Here is an 18,284-nt window from a genome sequence, read left to right on the forward strand (position 1 = left end):
ACCTATCCAGCCCACCTCTCGGTCAGCAGTTCCTCGAGTCGAACTTCCACGGAGGACGAGGACATCGGGCGCGGCGGTGCCGGTGCCGCGGAGTCGTAGGTGTGGCCTGTCGCGGTGCGGAAGCGGACGATGTGCGGGCCGACGACATCCTCTCGGATCCTCGTCGTCTCCCATCCGTCCGCTTCCTTGGCGTAGTTGCAGGCAGCACAGAGGCCTATGCCGTTGTCGGCGGTGGTCGGTCCACCGAACCGGTGTGGGGTGATGTGGTCGTGGTGGCGGATCGGCGCATCGCACCACGGCGTCCTGCACGTCCGGTCCCGGATGTCGATGTACAACGCCAGCCCTGCCGGGAAAGTGCGCGCACTGGACTCCATCGCCGTCAGGTGCCCGGTGGTCGGGTTCGCGTACACCCGCCGCAAGGTCGCACCGGCCCCGCCGGTGTCCACGCTGTCCGCTACGAGTTTGCGGGCCGACGCCGCAGGAACGGTGCCGTAGCCGGGAACGTAAGCAGCCTCGTCGCCGCCCGCGAGCAGCGTTTCGTCGGACATGACCATCTGCACGGCCACGGGGGCGCCCTGTGCCGCGGAGGCTCCGGTCACCCGCTCGAACAGCAGGTCTGCCATGACCTGGTCCCTGGTCCGATCTCCCGCCAGACCGGACCCAACCATCGCGTCGGCGTCTCGTCGGAGCGTCGCGTAGACGCACACCGCCTGATCCATCGGCATCAGAGCATTCACGTAGGCCATGAACTCGGGTGCGGGCCGCACGCTCACCCGACGCTGAGACTTCGCCCGAGCATTGCGCTTCACCACCGACGCCGCATCCAACTCCTGTGCGGCGGCGGCGGCCATCGCGACGATATGCGCGTCTCCCTTCCCGTCGAGGGTCGCCGCCTCGGCACACAGACGCCGGTCGACCTCGCGCCGATCCTCCGCCGACAGGTGTGCGGTCTCCCGGACCAGGAGCGTCGCTCGATACTCGTTCAGCAGGCCTCTGCGCATCAAGGCATGGGTGTGCGGCATCTCCTGCACCACCGCCCGCGCCAGGCCCAGATAGGTGCCGCCTCGATGGTGGGATTCACGGCGCGCAAGACCCACCTGCGACGCGATGCCGGCGTCCCATTTGTTCTGCGCCACCCCACGATCGCGGCGATCGGCGCGAATGACCGCGGAGACATGATCGGTCACCGAGGCCTGCGCCGCGGCCCCCACCGACTTCAACTCTTCCAGAGCCCTCACGGCGTCGATACCCGATGCGGCCGTCTCGTAGTCGTCGACAAGGCTCAATCGCGTTGCGAACCGGCGTATCTCGGCCACCGTCGGTGCTTCGAGCACTGCAGATTCGATCATGAATTCCCCCCGGATCCCTGAGTCCACCCGAAGGTAGACCAAGGGTCCGACACGATCGTTAGAGTCGTCCCATGAGCAGGCTTCCCGCCGCGAACGACCCCACCGACCGACTGGCTCGGCACATCGTCGGCACGTACTTCGCCCTTCGCGCGGCGCTGTCCGTCCTCGCGGTCGGACTGCCGATAGTCCTCGTCGGGTGGTCGATTCTCGACGCCGACCTGCCCGTCCTCGGGTCCATGAGCGAGTACTACTACAGCCCCGTGCGCGACGTGTTCGTCGGCGTGCTCGTCGGGACCGGGATCACGCTGATCGGCTATCGCGGGTACGGCCCGCTGGAGAACGGACTGCTGAACGTGGCCGGTTCGCTTCTCGTCGTGGTCGCGCTGGTCCCCACTGATCCACCGGGAGAGAGCGAATTCGGGCTCCGCATGGCGGTCCATGCCGCAGCGGCCGTCGGATTCTTCGTCAGCTTCGCCGCGTCCGTGTGGTGGTGCGCCGACGACACTCTCGACACGTCCCGGGACTCTGCTGCCCGCATCCGCCGCTATCGCATGGCCTACCGGGCGGTGGCCGTGATCGTTGTCGTCGCTCCGGTCTCGGCGCTCGCGCTGGTGCTCGTTCTCCGCCAAGGCGCGTTGGCGGTGCTCGTCGTCGAAGCCGTAGCCGTGGCGACCTTCGGCATCTACTGGGCCGTGAAGTCGTACGAGCTACGCGGAACCGAACTGGCCGAGCAGCCGTGAACCCCGCACATCGCCAGCATGCATACCGCGAGCGTCTCGAGTGGGGATTACGCGGCGCCGACGCCATAGCCGCCGACGCGGACATCGCCGTTGTCGTCGACGTGCTGTCGTTCACCACGACGGTCAGTGTCGCGCTCGACCGAGGTATCCAGGTGGTGCCCCATCGGTGGAGTGACGCCGAAGCGGTCGCCCGACGCTTCGACGCAGCAGTAGCCGTCCCTCGCTCGCAGTCGGGCCCCGGCCGAATCACGTTGTCCGCATCGTCGATCCGTTCGGCCGACCCGGTTCCGCAACGTCTGGTCCTTCCCTCCCCCAACGGATCGACCATTGCCGAGGCCTTGGCTGCCGCCCCCGTAGTGATCGCTGCGTCCCTTCGCACGGCGACCGCGGTTGCTCGATGGATCGCCCGGACGGCACCACCGGATGCCACGGTCGCCGTCGTCGCGGCGGGTGAGAAGTGGCCCGACGGGTCGCTGCGTCCGGCGATCGAGGATTCATGGGGTGCGGGGGCTGTGCTCGCGGCCCTCGACGCGGAGCGCGGCCTGTACTCGCCGTCGCCCGAGGCCCTCTCGGCACGGGCGGCGTGGTTGTCGATCCGCGGTGACGCGACAACAGCGTTGCGAGACTGCAGCTCCGGCCGAGAACTCGAGGCGATCGGCTTCGGCGACGATGTCACAGTCGCCGCGGAAGTCGACCAGAGCACGTGCGTGCCCATCGTCCGGGGCGGACTGTTCGTCGACTCCGATCACGCCGATCCGAACCATCGCCGGTAGCGCCACGACGAGCAAGACTGTGCGCAGCAATCCCGACGGAGAGCAGGAGCGACCATGAGCTACACACCCGATGCCAACGTCCACCGCCGAGAGATCGATCTCGCGGTCGGCGTACTCATCGCGCTCCGATCGGTCAGCGAGGGCGACGCTTTCGTCGAGCTGGCCGACCATGCTCGCTCGACCGGATCGGGTCTCGTACCCAGCGCTCGCGCCACGGTGGCTCTCGCACGCGGTCACCGATCCGACACCCCGGCAGGACGCGCAGCCGAACGTCGGTGGGGATCGGCGCTGAACCACCGATCACCGGCCGTACACACCCCCGCAGCCTGAAAGGCCGTGGCTTCTCCGCCTTGAAAGACTACGGCGTTCCAGTCAGCGGTGGGTCGGACGCTCTCAGCGCATGATTCCGTGATGCCGTTCTGCCACATCGGGATGCGCCCGAGTGCGGGACTTCCACGCGTTCTCGCCGTACGTCGTGAAGATCGGGTTGTCCGGGTCGGCTTCGACCCCGCGTGAGCGGGCTTTCAGATCGGTCGGCAGATCGATCACCGGCACGCGTGCGTCGAGGGCCGGGCTGAGGAAGTAGGGAATCGAGATGCGGTCGGACCCGGGCGTCGGCGCGACCACGCGGTGCCGTGTGGCCCTGAGGTAGCCACCCGTCGCCACCTCGAGCAATTCGCCGACGTTGACGATGAACGCTCCCGGCACGGGCGGGACGTCGATCCAGTCGCCGTTGCGTAACTCCACCTGCAGACCCTGCGACTCCGGCTCCACGAGCAGCAGTGTCAACACACCGGAATCCTTGTGCGCGCCCACACCTTGCGGATTCTCGGCACTTCCCGGATAGCGGACCACCTTGATCAGCGTGGCGGGGAGGTCCGCGAACGCGGCATCGAAGATGCTTTCCGACGCCCCGAGTGATACTGCCCAGTGCCGGAGGAGCCGCAACCCGACCTCCGACAGCGCCCGGTCCCAGATCTCGAAGGTGGCGCGGAGTTCGGGCAACGCCGACGGCCACTGGTTGGGGCCCTGCAGGTTCCAATACCCTTCGGCGCCGATGATCACGTCGCGCTCGGGTCCGATGTCGATCTGTTCACGCCAGTCGACGGCGCCGTTCGTCAGTTCACCACCGAACCGCGTGTAACCCCGGAACTGCGGCGAATTCAGTTGGCTGATCTCGTCTTTGGCGTCCGCCGGCAGCGCGAAGAAGGTGCGCGCCAGCGACAGGACGGTCGACACGAGCTCAGGATCGACACCATGACCGGTCAGGTAGAAGAACCCGAACTCGTGCGTTGCTTCGCGCAGCGCCGAGCGGAACTCGTCGACATCGGTGGTCGACATGTCGAAAACGGGCAGAGCTGTCATCGTCGTCCTGTCGTTCGCCTACGGACCCGGTCCAGCCGGTGGTTCTGCTCCCTTCGCACGAAGAATCGGCGGGATCCCGCGCGGGTTTCCGTCGAGAGGAGCACAATCACCACCCGTCGGGCTAGAACCCACCTCGTCCGGCCGTCACCGGATCGGAAGCTTCTCGCCGGCCTCGACCGCGACGGACAACCGGTTCTCGGGCGGCGCCACCGGGCACGTCGCGTAGTCCGTGAGAGCGCACGGCAGGTTGGATGCGCGGTTGAAGTCGAGGGTCACACGGCCGTCGCTGTCCGGATCCTCCACGGCGAGCGATCTGCACGCCCGATACGTGGTGACGCCGCTGGTCTCGTCAGTGAAGAGGATGTGGAAGCCGCTCGCCTTGCCACGGAACGCGACGAGCTGTCGCGGCGCTCCGGCCAGCTCGAAATCGATGACTCCGAGACCCGCATGATGGTGTTCGAGCCCCTCGACCACGGCACCGGTGGTGATGGTGCGCACATCGTCGAACGGGGTGAACGTCCCTGTTACGAGCCAGCTCTCGTCCGGCTCGAACGTGGGTATGCCGCCGAAGGTAGACAGGGTCGGCGCCTTCAGATCGTGCACCCGCAACGCGACCGATCCCGTGCGGCGGATGACCTCGATGCGGCGATCACCGGCCGCGACGAGGAGCCCCGGTGCACCCTCGACGGGACGCAGCACCGTGGTCCCGTCGACCGGGACGTCGTCGACCGACAAGCCCTCGGAGATATCGGCACCGACATACACCGCATCGTCGTCGGCACGCCACAGGCCGGGCAGGTCGTCGACGGCGGCGTCGGTATCGGTGAGCCAGAACAGGCCCGTCAGCGCAACCCATCCCAACGGATCTCGGAAGTACGCCTCCCGATCCGCATGCCAGGCATGCCAGTCCTGCTCGAACGACGTGAGTGAGAGTGTCATGACGCGAACTCCTTCTGCTCGTGAGATCTGATTCTGCTCAGGACGGCGCCGACATGCCGCGCTTCCTCGATATGCGGATAGCCGGACAGGATGAATTCGTCGACCCCGGCATCGCGGTACTCCTCGAGGCGCTCCACGATCTCGTCGTGGCTGCCGACCAGCGCGGTTCCTGCGCCGCCGCGGACCAGCCCGATGCCTGCCCAGAGATTCGGGGCGACGATCAGGGCGCGGCGATCTCCGCCGTGCAGGGCCGACATGCGGCGTTGGCCCTCCGACCCCAGTGCCGACAACTGGGCGTGCCGCGTTGCGATCGTCGCGTCGTCCACATCGGCGATCAGCTCCTCGGCGCGGGCCCATGCCTCGTCGGCCGTGTCGCGGGTGATGACGTGGATGCGCAGCCCGCCCCGCACCGTTCGCCCGTGCTCCGCGGCGAGCGAGCGCACGCGCGCCAACTTCTCTGCGACGGCGTCGGGCGGTTCACCCCAGGTCAGGTACACATCCGCGTGCTCGGCCGCGACGCGGAGCGCAGCGTCGGAGGATCCGCCGAAATACACGTCGGGAAGCGGGACGGGTGCCTGGCCTGCGAATCCGCCGCCGTCCGGACGATGCACCGTGAAGTACGTGCCCGACGCCGTGACGGGAGCACCGTCACCGACCGCACGCGCAATGCCCAGGAACTCGTCTGCGCGCGCGTAGCGCTGGTCCTTCGACAGCGTGTCGCCGTAGGCGCGCTGCTCCGCGTCGTCACCGCCCACGACGACGTTGAGGAGCACTCGGCCACCGGACAGTCGATGGAATGTACTGACCATCTGCGCCGACGTCACGGGCGAGACCTGGCCCGGCCGGAACGCCACCAGGAACTTCAGACGAGTGGTCGCCGGGATCAGCGCCGCGGTGACCAACCACGCGTCCTCGCAGTGTCCGCCCGTCGGAGTGAGCACTGCCTCGAAACCGAGTTCCTCGACGGTCACGGCCAATTCGGTCAGGTAGTCGAGTGTCGCGTCCCGATGTCCCGCACCCGCTGCCGAGGCGCCCCCACCGCCGATGGCGACTCCGTGCGAGCGCGCACCGAGCCTCTCGTCGTCACCCCCGGTGGGGAGGAACCAGTGGAATCTCACTCGCCGATGCGGGGTCGACGTAGTCCGAGGTGCTCCCGCAAGGTCGACCCCTCGTAGGCGGCCGGGTACGAACCACGTTCCTGCAGTTCGGGAACCAGCTTGACGACGATGTCGTCGAGCCCGCTCGGCACGAGGTACGGCGTGATGTTGAAGCCGTCGCTCGCCCCTCCGCGGACCCACCGGGTGAGCTCGTCCGCGACCTGGCTCGGCGTACCCGCGAATCCGGTACGCGCCGACGTCTCGATGACGACCTGCCGCAGCGACAGGTTCTTCGCCTCGGCGAGCGACCGCCACTCTCGTACACGCGCATCCACGTCGATGCCGTTGAACGCCGACCCGCGAGCGCCGACGACACCACTGACGATCGGGTCCTCGGTGGGGAGTGGTCCGTCGGGATCACGATCGGACAGATCGCGCCCCCACACCTGGCCGGCGATCGACAGCGTCGTCGGGCCGGTGAACTGACCCTCCTTGACCCAGCGCACCTTCTCGTCCACGTCCCGCTCGTGGTCCGCGAGGACGATCTGCGTGCCGGGCAGGATCTTGATGTCGTCGTCCGGTCTCCCCCGGGCCACGAGTCGCGCGCGGATGTCGTTCGCGAAGTCGAGAGCGTCGTCGAAGTGGGTGCCGTGCGCGGAGAAGATCACGTCGGCGTGCTGGGCGGCGAAGTCGCGGCCGGTGCTGGAATCTCCCGCCTGGAAGATCACCGGGTGGTCCTGCGGACTGCGGGGAATCGGTGCAGCAGCGGCGATGTCGAACTGCGAGGACTGGATGCGCACGGAGTCGGGCGCGCCTCCTGCGTTCCACAGGGCTCTGGCGGCGTCGAGGAATTCGCCGGCGCGCACGTACCGGTCCGCGTGGTCGAGGTAGCCGCCGCGTCGGAAGTTCTCGCCGGTCCACGCGTTGTCGGTCGTGACGACGTTCCAGCCGACGCGACCACCGGACAGCACGTCCAGTCCCGACAGTCGACGCGCGAGGTCCACCGGTTCGTTGTAGGTGGTGTTCTGGGTGGCCACCAGTCCGATGTTCGTGGTGATGCCGGCGAGCGCCGCCAACTGTGTGATGGCGTCGGGACGACCGGCGATGTCCAGGTCGAGGATCTTGCCGCCCTGCTCGCGTAGCCGCAGCCCTTCACCGAGGAAGAAGGCGTCGAACAGTCCGCGCTCGGCGGTCGTGATCAGACGACGGAACGTCTCGAAGTCGATCTGCGAGCCACTGGCCGGGTCCGACCAGATCGTCGTGTGGTTGACGCCCTGAAAGAAGACACCCAGGTGGACGGTGGCGTCGGGACGGAAGTGAGCGGTCATCGCGCAGCCTCGAATCGGTTGACGGGGCGGGCCAGGCCCAGAGTGGAACGCAGCGTCGTGGCCGGGACCGGCCGAAGGGCCAGGTCCCGCTCGAACAGCTGAGGAAGGACGTAGCGTGCGGCGACGCGGAGATCGTCGTCGATCAGGTCAGGACGCAACCTGATCCCGCCGATCGCGTCGTCGAGGGCAGCGATGCGCTCGACGAGAGCCGCTGCAGCCGCCGGGCTTCCGGGGGCCTCGACGTCGAGAACGACGTGCGCCCCGGTCACGGCGCGCGCGTCCACCTCGGTCTCCACCAGGACGACGTCGAGCAGGTCGGTGTCGATCTCGCCGAACCGGCCGAACACCACCACCTGACCCTGCGGCGGGCGAGGCACGATCGCGGGGCCCTTCACCGAGTACTTCTCCCCGACGAAGTCGACGTAGTGCAGCTTCTGCTGGTCCAGGAACCGCCCCGTCGGAAAGTCGCGGATCACCGCGTCGTCCTCCCACGAGTCCCACAGCCCGCGCGCCACCGTCACCGAATCACGCTGCTCGCGCGCCAGATCGACGTCGGTCGAAACGACCTCACGGCCCCATGCTGCGGCGACGTCGGGTGTCAGTGACCGGGCCGCCACCCATCCCGCCCGGCCGCGGGACGCGTAGTCCAGCGAAGCGAGCTGCGACGACAGATGGAACGGTTCCGCGTAGGTGGTGCTGGCGGTGGCGACGAGGCCCACCGTGCTGGTGGTCGCGGCGACGAAGGCCGCGCGCGTGACGGCGTCGACACCACCCGTCGCCAGATCGCCGTCGTCGAACGTGACGTAGCCGAATCCTGCGTTCTCGGCCGCGGTCACCGTGGCGGCCACGGCTCGTCCGTCGGCCGAACCGACCCCGACGTCGAAGCCGAGTGTCACCGTCCTGGTCATCGTGCGCTCCCTCGTATCGCCCCCGGACACCCGAGGTTAGGAGGGATCCCCACCCGGCACACGGGTTGGAATCGCAGAGATCGGAGGGGAATGCTTCGCCACCTGTTCGTTATGAACTCACTCGACGACAGTGCTCCGCTGCGCTCAGTGGCGCCTCGAATCGAAGCCCGGGCGTGTTCGGATTGCGAATAAACCGGGCGGTCATCTTGATAATCTCAGCCGATGAACCCAGCCCCTCCACCACCAGGGTGGTATCCCGATCCATCCGACGCGAGTCGCCACATGTACTGGGATGGACGTTCGTGGGTGGGGCCCGCCGGTCCAGCAGCAGCAGGCCCGACAGGCAAGGGCCGTAGGGCAGCCGCCAACTTCGGTGCTTTCGTGCTCGTCGCCATCGGGCTACTCATGTCCATGCAATCGGTGAGCCTCCTCACCGGCTCCGGGCCCATCTGGACAGGTGTCGCGGTCATCGCTGTGGGAACGGCTCTGGCCTTCTTCCTTGGAGCCTCAACGATCGTGCGCCTTCTCGCGGTGTTAGCTCTGGTGTTGGGTGTAGTGAACGCAGTGACTATCGAGAACGAGATGTCGGAAAGACGCGGCGAACTGTCGCGTGTGTTCGATCAGTAATCGACCCTCACGTCGGTGTGTAGGGCACGCCGTACTGGCGACGGGAACCGAACACCAAGATCCGGAAGGTCAGAAGCCCACTCCGGCGAAGGGGGCCTGCGGAGTCCGGAACAGCTCGTCGGCAGCCGATGCCTCACCCTCCGCGAGACCGGCGGTGACCAGAGCCGCCCACGACGTCCCGCCGAGCAGCACCGACGCCAGATCTCGGACGTGCACCGTCAGATCCGGCGCCGCGTCGACCACCCGCACGCCGTCCGGTGCGACGGCGTAGGTCCCGGCGTTCTCCGGCAGGTCCGGGTCCTGCACGGCGATGGTCACAGCGTCCCCGGGCCCGTACGTGCGCGCGGACAGTGCCGCGGACACGTCGAGGATGCGCAGCCAGGTCTCGTCCTCGGTGCGATCGAGCCGTACGGATCGGCGATCGTGCATCAGCAGTGGCAGCACGGTGTCGACGGGCAGTGCGGGAAACGTGATGCGGTCGACGAGGTCGAGTCGCAGGAGGAAGCGGATCAGGTCGGCGAACACCGCGTCGTCGGGCGCATGGAGGTCCTCGACGACCACCCGACGGTCGTTCCCGGACCACCACGTCCGCGGGTCGCGCGGGCGGTACCGGACGTATCCGTCGTCGACCCCGCCGGTGGAGTGCACCGCGTTCCACACCGGACCGGTGTCGGTCCGCCCACGCAGCCTCGACGCGTTCCACCAGACGGGCAGTCGGGTGATGGTGCCCGGTCGACTCGACGGGTGCGACGCGACGATGCCGGCCTGCACGTCGAACACGTCCCCGTCGTCGACGAGGCGGACGGTGCCGCTGGACACGGCCTCCTCCCGCACCGACGCACGGGCGGAGACGACCTCCGCGGACACGGACGAGGTGGCGACGCCGTAGCCGTAGCGGCCGTAGATGACAGCTTCCGACGCACGGAGCGTGGCGACGACGTCCCCGGCATCGCGCGCGTCCCGCAGCTGGCGCCGCAGCAGAGCGGACACGACACCGCGGCGGGTGTGGGTCGGCAACACCCCGACATGGGTGACGGCCAGGTGGGGAACCCGAGCGCCGCCCGGCAGCGTCAGGGTTCCGCGGGCCGAATCGGTGGTCCCGACGAGTCGATCGCCGTCGAAGGCGCCGTAGGTCCGACCGGGCTCGCGCAGACTCGCGATCTCGTCCTCGGTGACCTGCAGCGTGGGCAGTCCCACCATCGCGGCACGGAAGACGCGCTGCGATTCCAGCAGGTCGGACCGCGACTCGAGAATGCGGATGTCGACCATCAGGCGACCTCGGCGATCGTCAGGGTGGTCTGTCGGCGGAGCACGAATCCGAGGGTGTCGTAGAGCGCGACGGCGCGGGTGTTGGTCACACTCGTGTGCAGGAACGGCACCTCGCCCCGCTCCCGGATGCCGTACCCGACAGCGCGGATGAGGCGGGTGGCCAGGCCCTGCCCTCGGTACTCGGGGTCGGTGCACACGGCGCTGATCTCGGTCCAGCCGTCGGGATGCATGCGCTCCCCGGCCATGGCGATGAGCCGCGACCCGTCCCGGACGCCCAGGTACGTGCCCATCTCGACGGTCCGCGAGCGGAACGGTCCCGGCCGGGTGCGGTGCACGAGATCGAGCATCTCCGGCACGTCGTCGGCGGTGAGCACCTGCGCGGCCGGTTCCGGCTCGACCACCAGCGCGGATCCGTCGAACTGCAGCAGCCCGATGCGGTCGAGAACGCGCCACCCGGCGGGCGGGGTGATGCCGTCGCCCCGCAGTGCAGCCTGCTCACCCACCGGGAGCAGGGCGCCGAGATCCGCCCAGTCCTCCGCCGTCATGTCCTCGGGGTGACCGAAGAACCCGGCCACCTCGGGGTGGTAGCGCGCGATCCGGCCCCGCCATTCGGCGAACCGGGAGTGGGCGCCGACGAGGGACGATCGGATGGGATCGTCCAGCGGATGCGCGTCGGGGAGGGTCGGGATCACCGGAACTCGGTCGTCGCACTGCACCAGGCCACTGTAAGGGTCGGCTCCGACGCCGCGGCGCGTTGTACTCGCGACGATTCCGGAGGGGCAGAATGGTGTCGTGAGCCCCGACAGAGTGAGTCCTGACGACGCCGTGCGACCTGACGATGCTCCGTCCACGACGGGGACACCCCCGTGGACGTACCTGATGGACATGGACGGTGTCCTGGTGCACGAGGAGCACCTCGTCCCCGGAGCGGACCGCTTCCTGAAGGAACTACAGGACACGAACACCCCGTTCATCGTCCTGACGAACAACTCGATCCGCACCCGTCGCGACCTGCAGGCACGCCTGCGACGGACCGGCCTCGAGATCCCCGAGGAGTCGATCTGGACGTCGGCACTCGCCACCGCCACCTTCCTGGGGAACCAGCGGCCGAACGGTACCGCCTACGTGGTCGGAGAGTCCGGCCTGACGACGGCCCTGCACGACATCGGCTACATCATCACGGACATCGATCCCGACTACGTGGTGCTCGGCGAGACCCGCACGTACTCCTTCGAGGCCATCACCACCGCCATTCGGCTGGTCGAACGCGGAGCCCGTTTCATCGCCACCAATCCCGACGCCACCGGCCCGTCACGCGAGGGATCGCTGCCCGCCACCGGATCCGTCGCCGCGCTCATCACGCGCGCGACCGGACGTGAGCCGTACTACGTGGGCAAGCCGAACGCGCTGATGATGCGGTCCGCTCTGCGGGCCATCGGCGCGCACTCGGAGAACACGCTGATGATTGGTGACCGCATGGACACCGACATCGTGTCCGGGCTCGAAGCCGGTCTCCAGACCATCCTCGTGCTCACCGGTATCTCGACCCCCGCCAGCGTCGAGATGTTCCCGTTCCGCCCCACCCGTGTCATCGAGTCGGTCGCCGACCTCATCGGGCACACCGCGAACCCGTTCGGATGAGATTCGTCTACTCCCGGCCCGACCGCAGCGTCGAGGCGACGGGCACCCGGCAGGCGTTCGATCACATCGACGACGCGCGCGAGGCTCTCGAGGACGTGTCGGCGCGGGTTCTAGTGGGAGCCATCGGGTTCGAAGCGTCCACGCGGTGTGCACTCGTCGAACCGTCGACGTTCGACCGTCGCGACGAGCCGCGGACACCGGAGCAGAGCACCCTGCCCGGAGCTGTGATCGCCTCCCAGAACCCGCCACCCGACAAGCACGTCGCGCGGGTGCAGCGTGCCCTGACGGTGCTGAACCATCCCGGATCCGCACTACGCAAAGTGGTTCTCGCGCGGTCGATCACGCTGGTGTTCGATGCCCCGCTGTCCCCGACAGCGTTCGCGGACACGCTCATCGAGGCGAATCCGATGCACAACGGTTTCGCCGTCGATCTCACCGCGGCGGGTGGTCCGTACTTCGGCCGCCACCTGGTGGGCTCGTCGCCGGAGTTGCTGGTGCGGCGCACCGGAACCGAGGTGATCTGCCGACCATTCGCCGGAACTGCTGCACGACAACAGGATCCGGTGGCGGACGAGCAGGCGGGCGCCGACCTGCTCGCCAGCGCCAAGAACCTGGCCGAGCACCGCTTCGTCGTCGACGCCATCGCCGAGGCCCTGGCGCCACTGTGCTCGGAGGTGTCCGTCCCCGACGGGCCGACGCTGACCAGCACGCCGGCCGTGTGGCATCTGGCGACCCCGATCACCGCGACACTGGCCGACCCCGCCACCACGGCACTGGATCTCGCGCTCGCACTGCACCCGACACCCGCGGTCGCGGGCAGCCCCACCGACCTGGCGCTCCAGACCATCGATCTGCTGGAGTCCGGACGCAACCGCGACTTCTACGCCGGCATGGTGGGGTGGTGCGACGCGTCGGGCGACGGTGAGTGGATGGTGGCCATCCGCTGCCTGGACATCGCCGCCGACGGCCTCAGCGGGGTCGCGACCGCGGGTGGCGGCATCGTCGCCGCCTCGGACGCGAGCGCCGAGCTGGAGGAGACGACAGCGAAGTTCGCGACGGTGCTCAGGCCCTTCGGCCTCTGACGTCGATCCGGTGCGCCGAGCCGCGGATACCGCGGCTCAGCGCACCGAAGCCGGCCGTTGATGCACTCGGCTCTACCGGGCGAGCGCTCCCGCCAGATCGCCGAGCAGGTCCTCGAGATCCTCCAGGCCCACGGAGATGCGCACGACTCCGTCCGTGATGCCCACGGCCGCACGGCCTTCCGGACCCATGGCCCGGTGGGTGGTGGTGGCGGGGTGCGTCGTCATCGACTTCGCGTCGCCGAGGTTGTTGGAGATGTCGATGATGCGCAGCTTGTTCAGGAACTCGAAGGCGCGCGCCTTGCCGCCCTCGAGCTCGAACGTGACGACGGTACCGCCGCCGCTCATCTGCGAGACCGCGAGATCGTGCTGGGGGTGCGACGGCAGGTACGGGTACTTCACCCATCCGATACCCGGCTGCGCCTCGAGGAACTCCGCGACGGCCAGCGCCGAGGCGTTCATGTGCCGCACGCGGAGCGGCATCGTCTCGAGACCCTTCAGCAGAGTCCAGGCGTTGAACGGGCTCAGCGCGGGACCGGTGTGGCGCATGAGCGTCTGCACAGGACCGTCGATGTACTCCTTCGATCCCAGGATGGCGCCCCCGAGCACGCGCCCCTGTCCGTCGATGTGCTTGGTCCCCGAGTACACCACCACGTCGGCACCGAGGTCGAAGCTGCGCTGCAGCACGGGCGTCGCGAAGACGTTGTCCAGCACGACCTTCGCGCCGGCCGCATGCGCCATCTCGGTCACGCGCCGGACGTCGACGAGCGACTGCATCGGGTTGGACGGCGTCTCGAAGAACACCGCGGTGGTGGGTACGGCGAGCGCCTGTTCCCACTGGTCGAGGTCGTCGCCGTCGACGAACACGGTCTCGACTCCCCAGCGCGGCAGGATCTCGTTGCACACGACGAAGCACGAGCCGAACAGGCTCCGCGCCGCGACGAGTCGATCACCGGCCTTCAGGAGGGCGCCGAGCCCGGTGAAGACCGCGGACATCCCGCTGGAGGTGCCGAAGGCCGCCTCAGCGCCGTCGAGCAACCGCAGCCGCTCCTCGAACATCGTGACGGTGGGGTTGCCGTAGCGCGAGTAGACGAAATGGTCGATGTCGCCGGTGAACGCCTGCTCGGCGGCCTCGGCACTCTCGTACACGAAACCCGAACTGAGATAGAGGGCCTCGGCGTTCTCCTCGAACCCCGAGCGGTTCAGACCGCCGCGGACACCGAGAGTTCCCTGCCCGACCCCGTCGGGCAGGGGCTTGGAGAACCCGCCGCCGGTGGGGATCACTTCTGCCGCCAGGGCAGTCCGACGGCGCGCCACCCGGCACTGCCGCGGTGTCCCTCGGCGTCGGTCGCGCCCTCGAAGCCGTCGAGCACGTTGTAGGCGGGTCCGAGCCCCGCAGCGGTCGCGGCCTCGGCGGCACCGATGGACCGCTGACCGGAGCGACACAGGAAGACCACAGGGCCCTTGTCGACCCCGGCGGCACGGACCTCGTCGACGAAGTTCTCGTTCTTCGCGCCGTCCGGGTAGGCGACCCACTCGACGAAGGCCGTCGGCTTGTCCAGCGACGAGATGTCCGGGACACCCACGTAGCTCCACTCGGCGTGGGTGCGGACGTCGACGAGCGAGGCCTCCGGATCGGTGCTGAGAAGTTCCCAGGCCTGCTCGGGCGTGATGTCTCCTGCGTAGCTCACGACCCCAGTTTCTCACATGGTCGGCTCGGCCCGATATGTCCGATAGTCGCAGCGTACGGCCTCGAGGGGGCAAGATGAGCCGATGACGGACGACACACTGCGCCCTGCGACGGGCGCCGGCTCACCACAGCCGGACACGAGCGGCGACACGGGGCAGTTCACCCATCGCCAGATCATGACGATCATCTCCGGTCTGATGCTCGGCATGTTCCTGGCGGCGCTCGACCAGACGATCGTCTCGACGTCCATCCGCACCATCGCGGACGACCTGCAGGGCTTCTCCGTTCAGGCGTGGGTCACCACGGCGTACCTGATCACGGCCACCATCTCCACGCCGCTGTACGGGAAGCTCTCGGACATCTACGGGCGCAAACAGTTCTTCCTGACCGCGATCACGATCTTCGTCATCGGATCGGCGCTGTGCGGCTTCGCCACGTCGATGTACCAACTCGCGGCCTTCCGCGCGTTCCAGGGCCTCGGTGCCGGCGGCCTGTTTACGCTCGCACTGACCATCGTCGGCGACATCGTCCCGCCGCGGGAGCGGGCCAAGTACCAGGGCTACTTCCTCGCCGTGTTCGGCACGTCCAGCGTGCTCGGTCCGGTCATCGGCGGCGTGTTGTCGGGCCAGTCCGAGATCCTGAACATCACCGGCTGGCGCTGGGTGTTCTTCGTCAACGTGCCCATCGGCATCGTCGCTCTGTTCGTCGTCGCCAAGGTGCTGAATCTGCCGCGTCGACACGGCAGCGCGGTCGTCGACTGGGGCGGCGCCGCGGCGCTGGCCGTCGGACTGGTGCCGCTGCTGATCATCGCCGAGCAGGGACGCACGTGGGGATGGGGCTCCGGGCGGGCCATGATCTGCTACGCCATCGGCGTCCTCGGCATCGCGGCCTTCATCGCCATCGAGATCAGGATGAAGACGAACGCACTCATCCCGATGCGCTTCTTCCGCAACTCGACGTTCAGCGTCGGACTCGTGCTCTCGGTCATCACCGGTGCGGCGATGTTCGGCGGCATCACGCTGCTCCCCCAGTACCTGCAGGTGGTCAAGGGCTCGTCGCCGACGCTCGCCGGGTTCCAGATGCTCCCGCTGGTGCTGGGCATCATGGTCGCGTCGATCTTCTCCGGCCAGATGATCTCCCGCACGGGCCACTACCGTCCGTATCCCATCATCGGCACGACTCTCATGACGGTCTGCATGTTCGCGTTCTCGTTCATCGAGTACGACACACCGCTGTGGATGATCATGATCGCGATGTTCGGTTTCGGGTTCGGCCTGGGCAATCTGATGCAGCCGCTGACCCTCGCGATCCAGAACGCACTGCCGCCGCAGGACATGGGCGTCTCCACCTCGTCGGCCACGTTCTTCCGGCAGATCGGCGGCACCATCGGCGTCGCGGTGTTCCTGTCCCTGCTCTTCTCGCGCGTGACCGACGCCATCGCGTCGGCTCTGCGTTCCGCCGCGGAGACTCCCGAGTTCCGCGAGGCGGTGGGTCAGGCCGCGTCCAGCACCGATCCCGCGGTGTCCGGCCTCGCGCAGGGGCTCGTGCAGGGCAACGGGTCGGCCGCCGGGGGCATCCTGGACGACACGTCCTTCATCCAGAAGCTGCCCGACGCGGTGGCGGCGCCGTTCCAGATCGGATTCTCCGACGCGATGGACTCGGTCTTCGTCGTGGCCGGGTTCGTGCTGGCGCTGGCCTTCGTGATCAACCTGTTCTACAAAGAGGTCCCGTTGCGCACCCAGGGCGGCCTCGCAGCTCAGGCGTCGGAACGCACGGCGGGCAAGGACACGGCCGAGTAGAGCTCGTCAGGGACTGCAGAGCAGCCAGTCGTCACCGGACCGCACCGCGTTCCAGGTGAGGCTCTGCTCGCTGCCGTCGAGGCTGACTCGCACGTCGGCCTCGGCGGCGTCACCCTTGACCCGCACCTCCTCGATGTTCTCGAGATCCACCGACGTACCCGCATCCGCCAGCGGTGCGTCGGTGATGCCGGGGCACTGCAGTGCGGTGACAGCGGCGGTGTCGCCGGACTTCACAGCCTCGACGTAGGCGGCGACGGCGGTCCCGACGCGCTGGTTGTCGCTGACGTTCTCGTCGGGCGACCCGGTCAGCGACAGGATTGCGATGATCACCGCCACGACGACCACCACCGCAGCGGCCGCGATGAAGGGCGCTGCGGTGGTGGGTCTCGGATCCTCTTCGGAGCTCATGCTCCGATCATGTCAGCTCGGTGCAGCTCAGCCCTCGAGCGACGGGTAATCGGTGTAGCCCTCGGCGCCGCCGCCGTAGAAGGTGCTCTCGTCGGGGGTGTTGAGCTCGGTGTCGTGGGTCCACCGGGTCACCAGGTCGGGGTTGGCGATGAACGGCCGACCCACCGTGACGGCGTCGGCGATCTCGTCGGACACCAGCTTCTCGGCCTCGTCGCGAGTGGTCATCGCGGCGAAGCCGGTGTTGAGCACGAACGGGCCGCTCCAGGCCGAACGCAGCTTGCCCAGGAACGGATCCTCGGCATCGACGAGCACGTGCAGGTACGCCAGGCCGAGGCCGTCGATCTGCGACAGCAGCGCCTCGTAGGCACCCGTCGTGTCGTCCTCGGTGATGCCACTCGCGGTGCCTCCGGGCGAGATGCGGATGCCGACCCGGCCCGCGCCGATGGCGGCGGAGACGGCGCGCACGACCTCCACGACGAGGCGCGCACGGTTCTCGGGGCTGCCGCCGTAGGAGTCGGTGCGGTGGTTCGCGCCGTCCGCCAGGAACTGGTGGAGCAGGTAGCCGTTGGCGGCGTGCAGCTCGACACCGTCGAGACCGGCCTCGATCGCACGGGTCGAGGCGTCGACGAACACGTCGACCACGCGAGCGATCTCGTCCGCGGCGATCTCGCGCGGCGCAGGGATCTCCTTCGACCCACCCTTGGTGAACATCTCGATACCGGGCGCGATGGCGGACGGTGCGATGGCCTCGAGGCCCGAGTTGTCGGGGTGGGACACCCGACCCGCGTGCATCAGCTGGACGACGATCTTGCCGCCCTCACCGTGCACCGCGTCCGCGATCTTCGCCCAGCCGGCCTGCTGCTCGTCGGTGTGCAGGCCCGGGGTGTTGGTGTAGCCCTTGCCGACGGCGGAAGGCTGCGTTCCCTCGGACACGATGAGGCCGGCACCCGCACGTTGGCGGTAGTACTCGACGACGAGGTCACCGGGCACACCGTCGTCACCACTGCGGCTGCGCGTGAGCGGCGCCATGAAGACACGGTTGCGGGCGTGGATGTCGCCGAGTTCGAGCGGCTGGAGCAGGGGTGATTCGGGACTGAGTTCGGTCACGTCGATCGGCCTTTCGAAGGTGCTGACTGTCGAGCTGTCCTCTGACGCAAGCCTGAGGGGTCCGCGATCCATGCCCGACTGTGGGCCGCATCACTCGGTGGAATCCCGATGTTCACCCAGTTCTCTGTGCACACGTCACGGCCACCTGGCGCACCGGAGGCGCCG

19 protein-coding genes and 1 pseudogene are annotated in these 18,284 nt (G+C 68.3%); 8 read left to right on the top strand and 12 right to left on the bottom strand.

Going from position 1 to position 18,284, the window contains the following annotated elements; translation table 11 throughout:
- Positions 1-2: 2 nt before the first annotated feature.
- On the bottom strand, positions 3-1,349 hold the full coding sequence (locus HQ306_RS14215) for an HNH endonuclease signature motif containing protein (protein WP_222632100.1): 1,347 nt from the start codon (positions 1,347-1,349) through the stop codon (positions 3-5).
- Positions 1,350-1,420: 71 nt separating this feature from the next.
- Between HQ306_RS14215 and HQ306_RS14220 the strand changes: the two genes are divergently transcribed.
- Genes HQ306_RS14220 through HQ306_RS14230 form a run of 3 tightly spaced genes read left to right on the top strand, consistent with a single transcriptional unit; the run spans position 1,421 to position 3,192 of the window.
- On the top strand, positions 1,421-2,089 hold the full coding sequence (locus HQ306_RS14220; protein ID WP_222632102.1) for a hypothetical protein: 669 nt from the start codon (positions 1,421-1,423) through the stop codon (positions 2,087-2,089).
- A complete protein-coding gene (locus HQ306_RS14225) occupies positions 2,086-2,862 on the top strand; it encodes a 2-phosphosulfolactate phosphatase (RefSeq protein WP_222632109.1) in 777 nt (258 codons plus the stop codon). The genes HQ306_RS14220 and HQ306_RS14225 overlap by 4 nt, the downstream gene beginning before the upstream one ends.
- A 54-nt stretch (positions 2,863-2,916) precedes the next feature.
- Positions 2,917-3,192 carry an ANTAR domain-containing protein gene (locus HQ306_RS14230; protein WP_222632111.1) on the top strand — a complete coding sequence of 92 codons (276 nt, stop codon included), beginning with the start codon at positions 2,917-2,919 and terminating at the stop codon, positions 3,190-3,192.
- A 63-nt stretch (positions 3,193-3,255) separates the two neighbouring features.
- On the opposite strand, the gene HQ306_RS14235 is transcribed toward HQ306_RS14230, so the two are convergent.
- From HQ306_RS14235 to HQ306_RS14255, 5 genes are all read right to left on the bottom strand, one after another.
- Complete coding sequence (locus HQ306_RS14235) at positions 3,256-4,227, bottom strand: isopenicillin N synthase family oxygenase (RefSeq protein WP_222632113.1); 972 nt, start codon at positions 4,225-4,227, stop codon at positions 3,256-3,258.
- Between the two features lie 144 nt (positions 4,228-4,371).
- Positions 4,372-5,166, bottom strand: coding sequence for a DUF1684 domain-containing protein (locus HQ306_RS14240; protein WP_222632115.1), 795 nt, complete (start codon positions 5,164-5,166; stop codon positions 4,372-4,374).
- The gene (locus tag HQ306_RS14245) at positions 5,163-6,284 is read right to left on the bottom strand and encodes an LLM class flavin-dependent oxidoreductase (protein WP_222632117.1); all 1,122 of its coding nucleotides are present in this window, start codon (positions 6,282-6,284) and stop codon (positions 5,163-5,165) included. The genes HQ306_RS14240 and HQ306_RS14245 overlap by 4 nt, the downstream gene beginning before the upstream one ends.
- Positions 6,281-7,591 carry an LLM class flavin-dependent oxidoreductase gene (locus HQ306_RS14250; protein WP_222632118.1) on the bottom strand — a complete coding sequence of 437 codons (1,311 nt, stop codon included), beginning with the start codon at positions 7,589-7,591 and terminating at the stop codon, positions 6,281-6,283. Before HQ306_RS14250 ends, HQ306_RS14245 begins: the two co-directional genes overlap by 4 nt.
- A complete protein-coding gene (locus HQ306_RS14255) occupies positions 7,588-8,499 on the bottom strand; it encodes an LLM class flavin-dependent oxidoreductase (protein WP_222632121.1) in 912 nt (303 codons plus the stop codon). The genes HQ306_RS14250 and HQ306_RS14255 overlap by 4 nt, the downstream gene beginning before the upstream one ends.
- 222 nt (positions 8,500-8,721) lie before the next feature.
- Here HQ306_RS14255 and HQ306_RS22205 point away from each other — a divergent pair.
- Both HQ306_RS22205 and HQ306_RS22210 read left to right on the top strand, forming a co-directional pair.
- A pseudogene (locus HQ306_RS22205) lies at positions 8,722-8,826 on the top strand (DUF2510 domain-containing protein); the annotation flags it as partial.
- A gap of 54 nt (positions 8,827-8,880) precedes the next feature.
- A complete protein-coding gene (locus tag HQ306_RS22210) occupies positions 8,881-9,126 on the top strand; it encodes a hypothetical protein (protein WP_307109663.1) in 246 nt (81 codons plus the stop codon).
- Positions 9,127-9,195: 69 nt separating this feature from the next.
- On the opposite strand, the gene HQ306_RS14265 is transcribed toward HQ306_RS22210, so the two are convergent.
- Positions 9,196-10,395 (bottom strand): GNAT family N-acetyltransferase, encoded by a 1,200-nt coding sequence (locus HQ306_RS14265; protein ID WP_222632125.1) that lies wholly within the window; start codon positions 10,393-10,395, stop codon positions 9,196-9,198.
- Positions 10,395-11,111, bottom strand: coding sequence for a GNAT family N-acetyltransferase (locus HQ306_RS14270; protein WP_308115358.1), 717 nt, complete (start codon positions 11,109-11,111; stop codon positions 10,395-10,397). The genes HQ306_RS14265 and HQ306_RS14270 overlap by 1 nt, the downstream gene beginning before the upstream one ends.
- A 163-nt stretch (positions 11,112-11,274) precedes the next feature.
- Between HQ306_RS14270 and HQ306_RS14275 the strand changes: the two genes are divergently transcribed.
- Together HQ306_RS14275 and HQ306_RS14280 are read left to right on the top strand one after the other, a co-directional pair.
- Positions 11,275-12,036, top strand: a complete 762-nt coding sequence (locus HQ306_RS14275; RefSeq protein WP_037186095.1) for an HAD-IIA family hydrolase — start codon at positions 11,275-11,277, stop codon at positions 12,034-12,036.
- Complete coding sequence (locus HQ306_RS14280; protein WP_222632129.1) at positions 12,033-13,118, top strand: isochorismate synthase MenF; 1,086 nt, start codon at positions 12,033-12,035, stop codon at positions 13,116-13,118. The genes HQ306_RS14275 and HQ306_RS14280 overlap by 4 nt, the downstream gene beginning before the upstream one ends.
- 72 nt (positions 13,119-13,190) lie before the next feature.
- Here the strand turns inward: HQ306_RS14280 and HQ306_RS14285 are convergent, their stop codons facing one another.
- Both HQ306_RS14285 and HQ306_RS14290 read right to left on the bottom strand, forming a co-directional pair.
- Entirely contained in the window at positions 13,191-14,396 is a 1,206-nt protein-coding gene (locus HQ306_RS14285; RefSeq protein WP_027506211.1) for an O-succinylhomoserine sulfhydrylase, read from the bottom strand.
- The gene (locus HQ306_RS14290; RefSeq protein WP_027506210.1) at positions 14,396-14,806 is read right to left on the bottom strand and encodes a rhodanese-like domain-containing protein; all 411 of its coding nucleotides are present in this window, start codon (positions 14,804-14,806) and stop codon (positions 14,396-14,398) included. Before HQ306_RS14290 ends, HQ306_RS14285 begins: the two co-directional genes overlap by 1 nt.
- An 82-nt stretch (positions 14,807-14,888) precedes the next feature.
- On the opposite strand from HQ306_RS14290, the gene HQ306_RS14295 reads away from it, so the two are divergent.
- Positions 14,889-16,604 (top strand): MDR family MFS transporter, encoded by a 1,716-nt coding sequence (locus HQ306_RS14295; RefSeq protein WP_222632131.1) that lies wholly within the window; start codon positions 14,889-14,891, stop codon positions 16,602-16,604.
- A gap of 6 nt (positions 16,605-16,610) precedes the next feature.
- On the opposite strand, the gene HQ306_RS14300 is transcribed toward HQ306_RS14295, so the two are convergent.
- Positions 16,611-17,012, bottom strand: a complete 402-nt coding sequence (locus tag HQ306_RS14300; protein ID WP_051613444.1) for a hypothetical protein — start codon at positions 17,010-17,012, stop codon at positions 16,611-16,613.
- A gap of 27 nt (positions 17,013-17,039) precedes the next feature.
- A complete protein-coding gene (locus HQ306_RS14305; protein WP_268788549.1) occupies positions 17,040-18,119 on the bottom strand; it encodes an alkene reductase in 1,080 nt (359 codons plus the stop codon).
- Between the last annotated feature and the right edge of the window lie 165 nt (positions 18,120-18,284).

It is taken from the genome of Rhodococcus sp. BP-160, from assembly GCF_019836205.1.
In the GTDB taxonomy this organism is placed as follows: Bacteria; Actinomycetota; Actinomycetes; order Mycobacteriales; family Mycobacteriaceae; genus Rhodococcoides.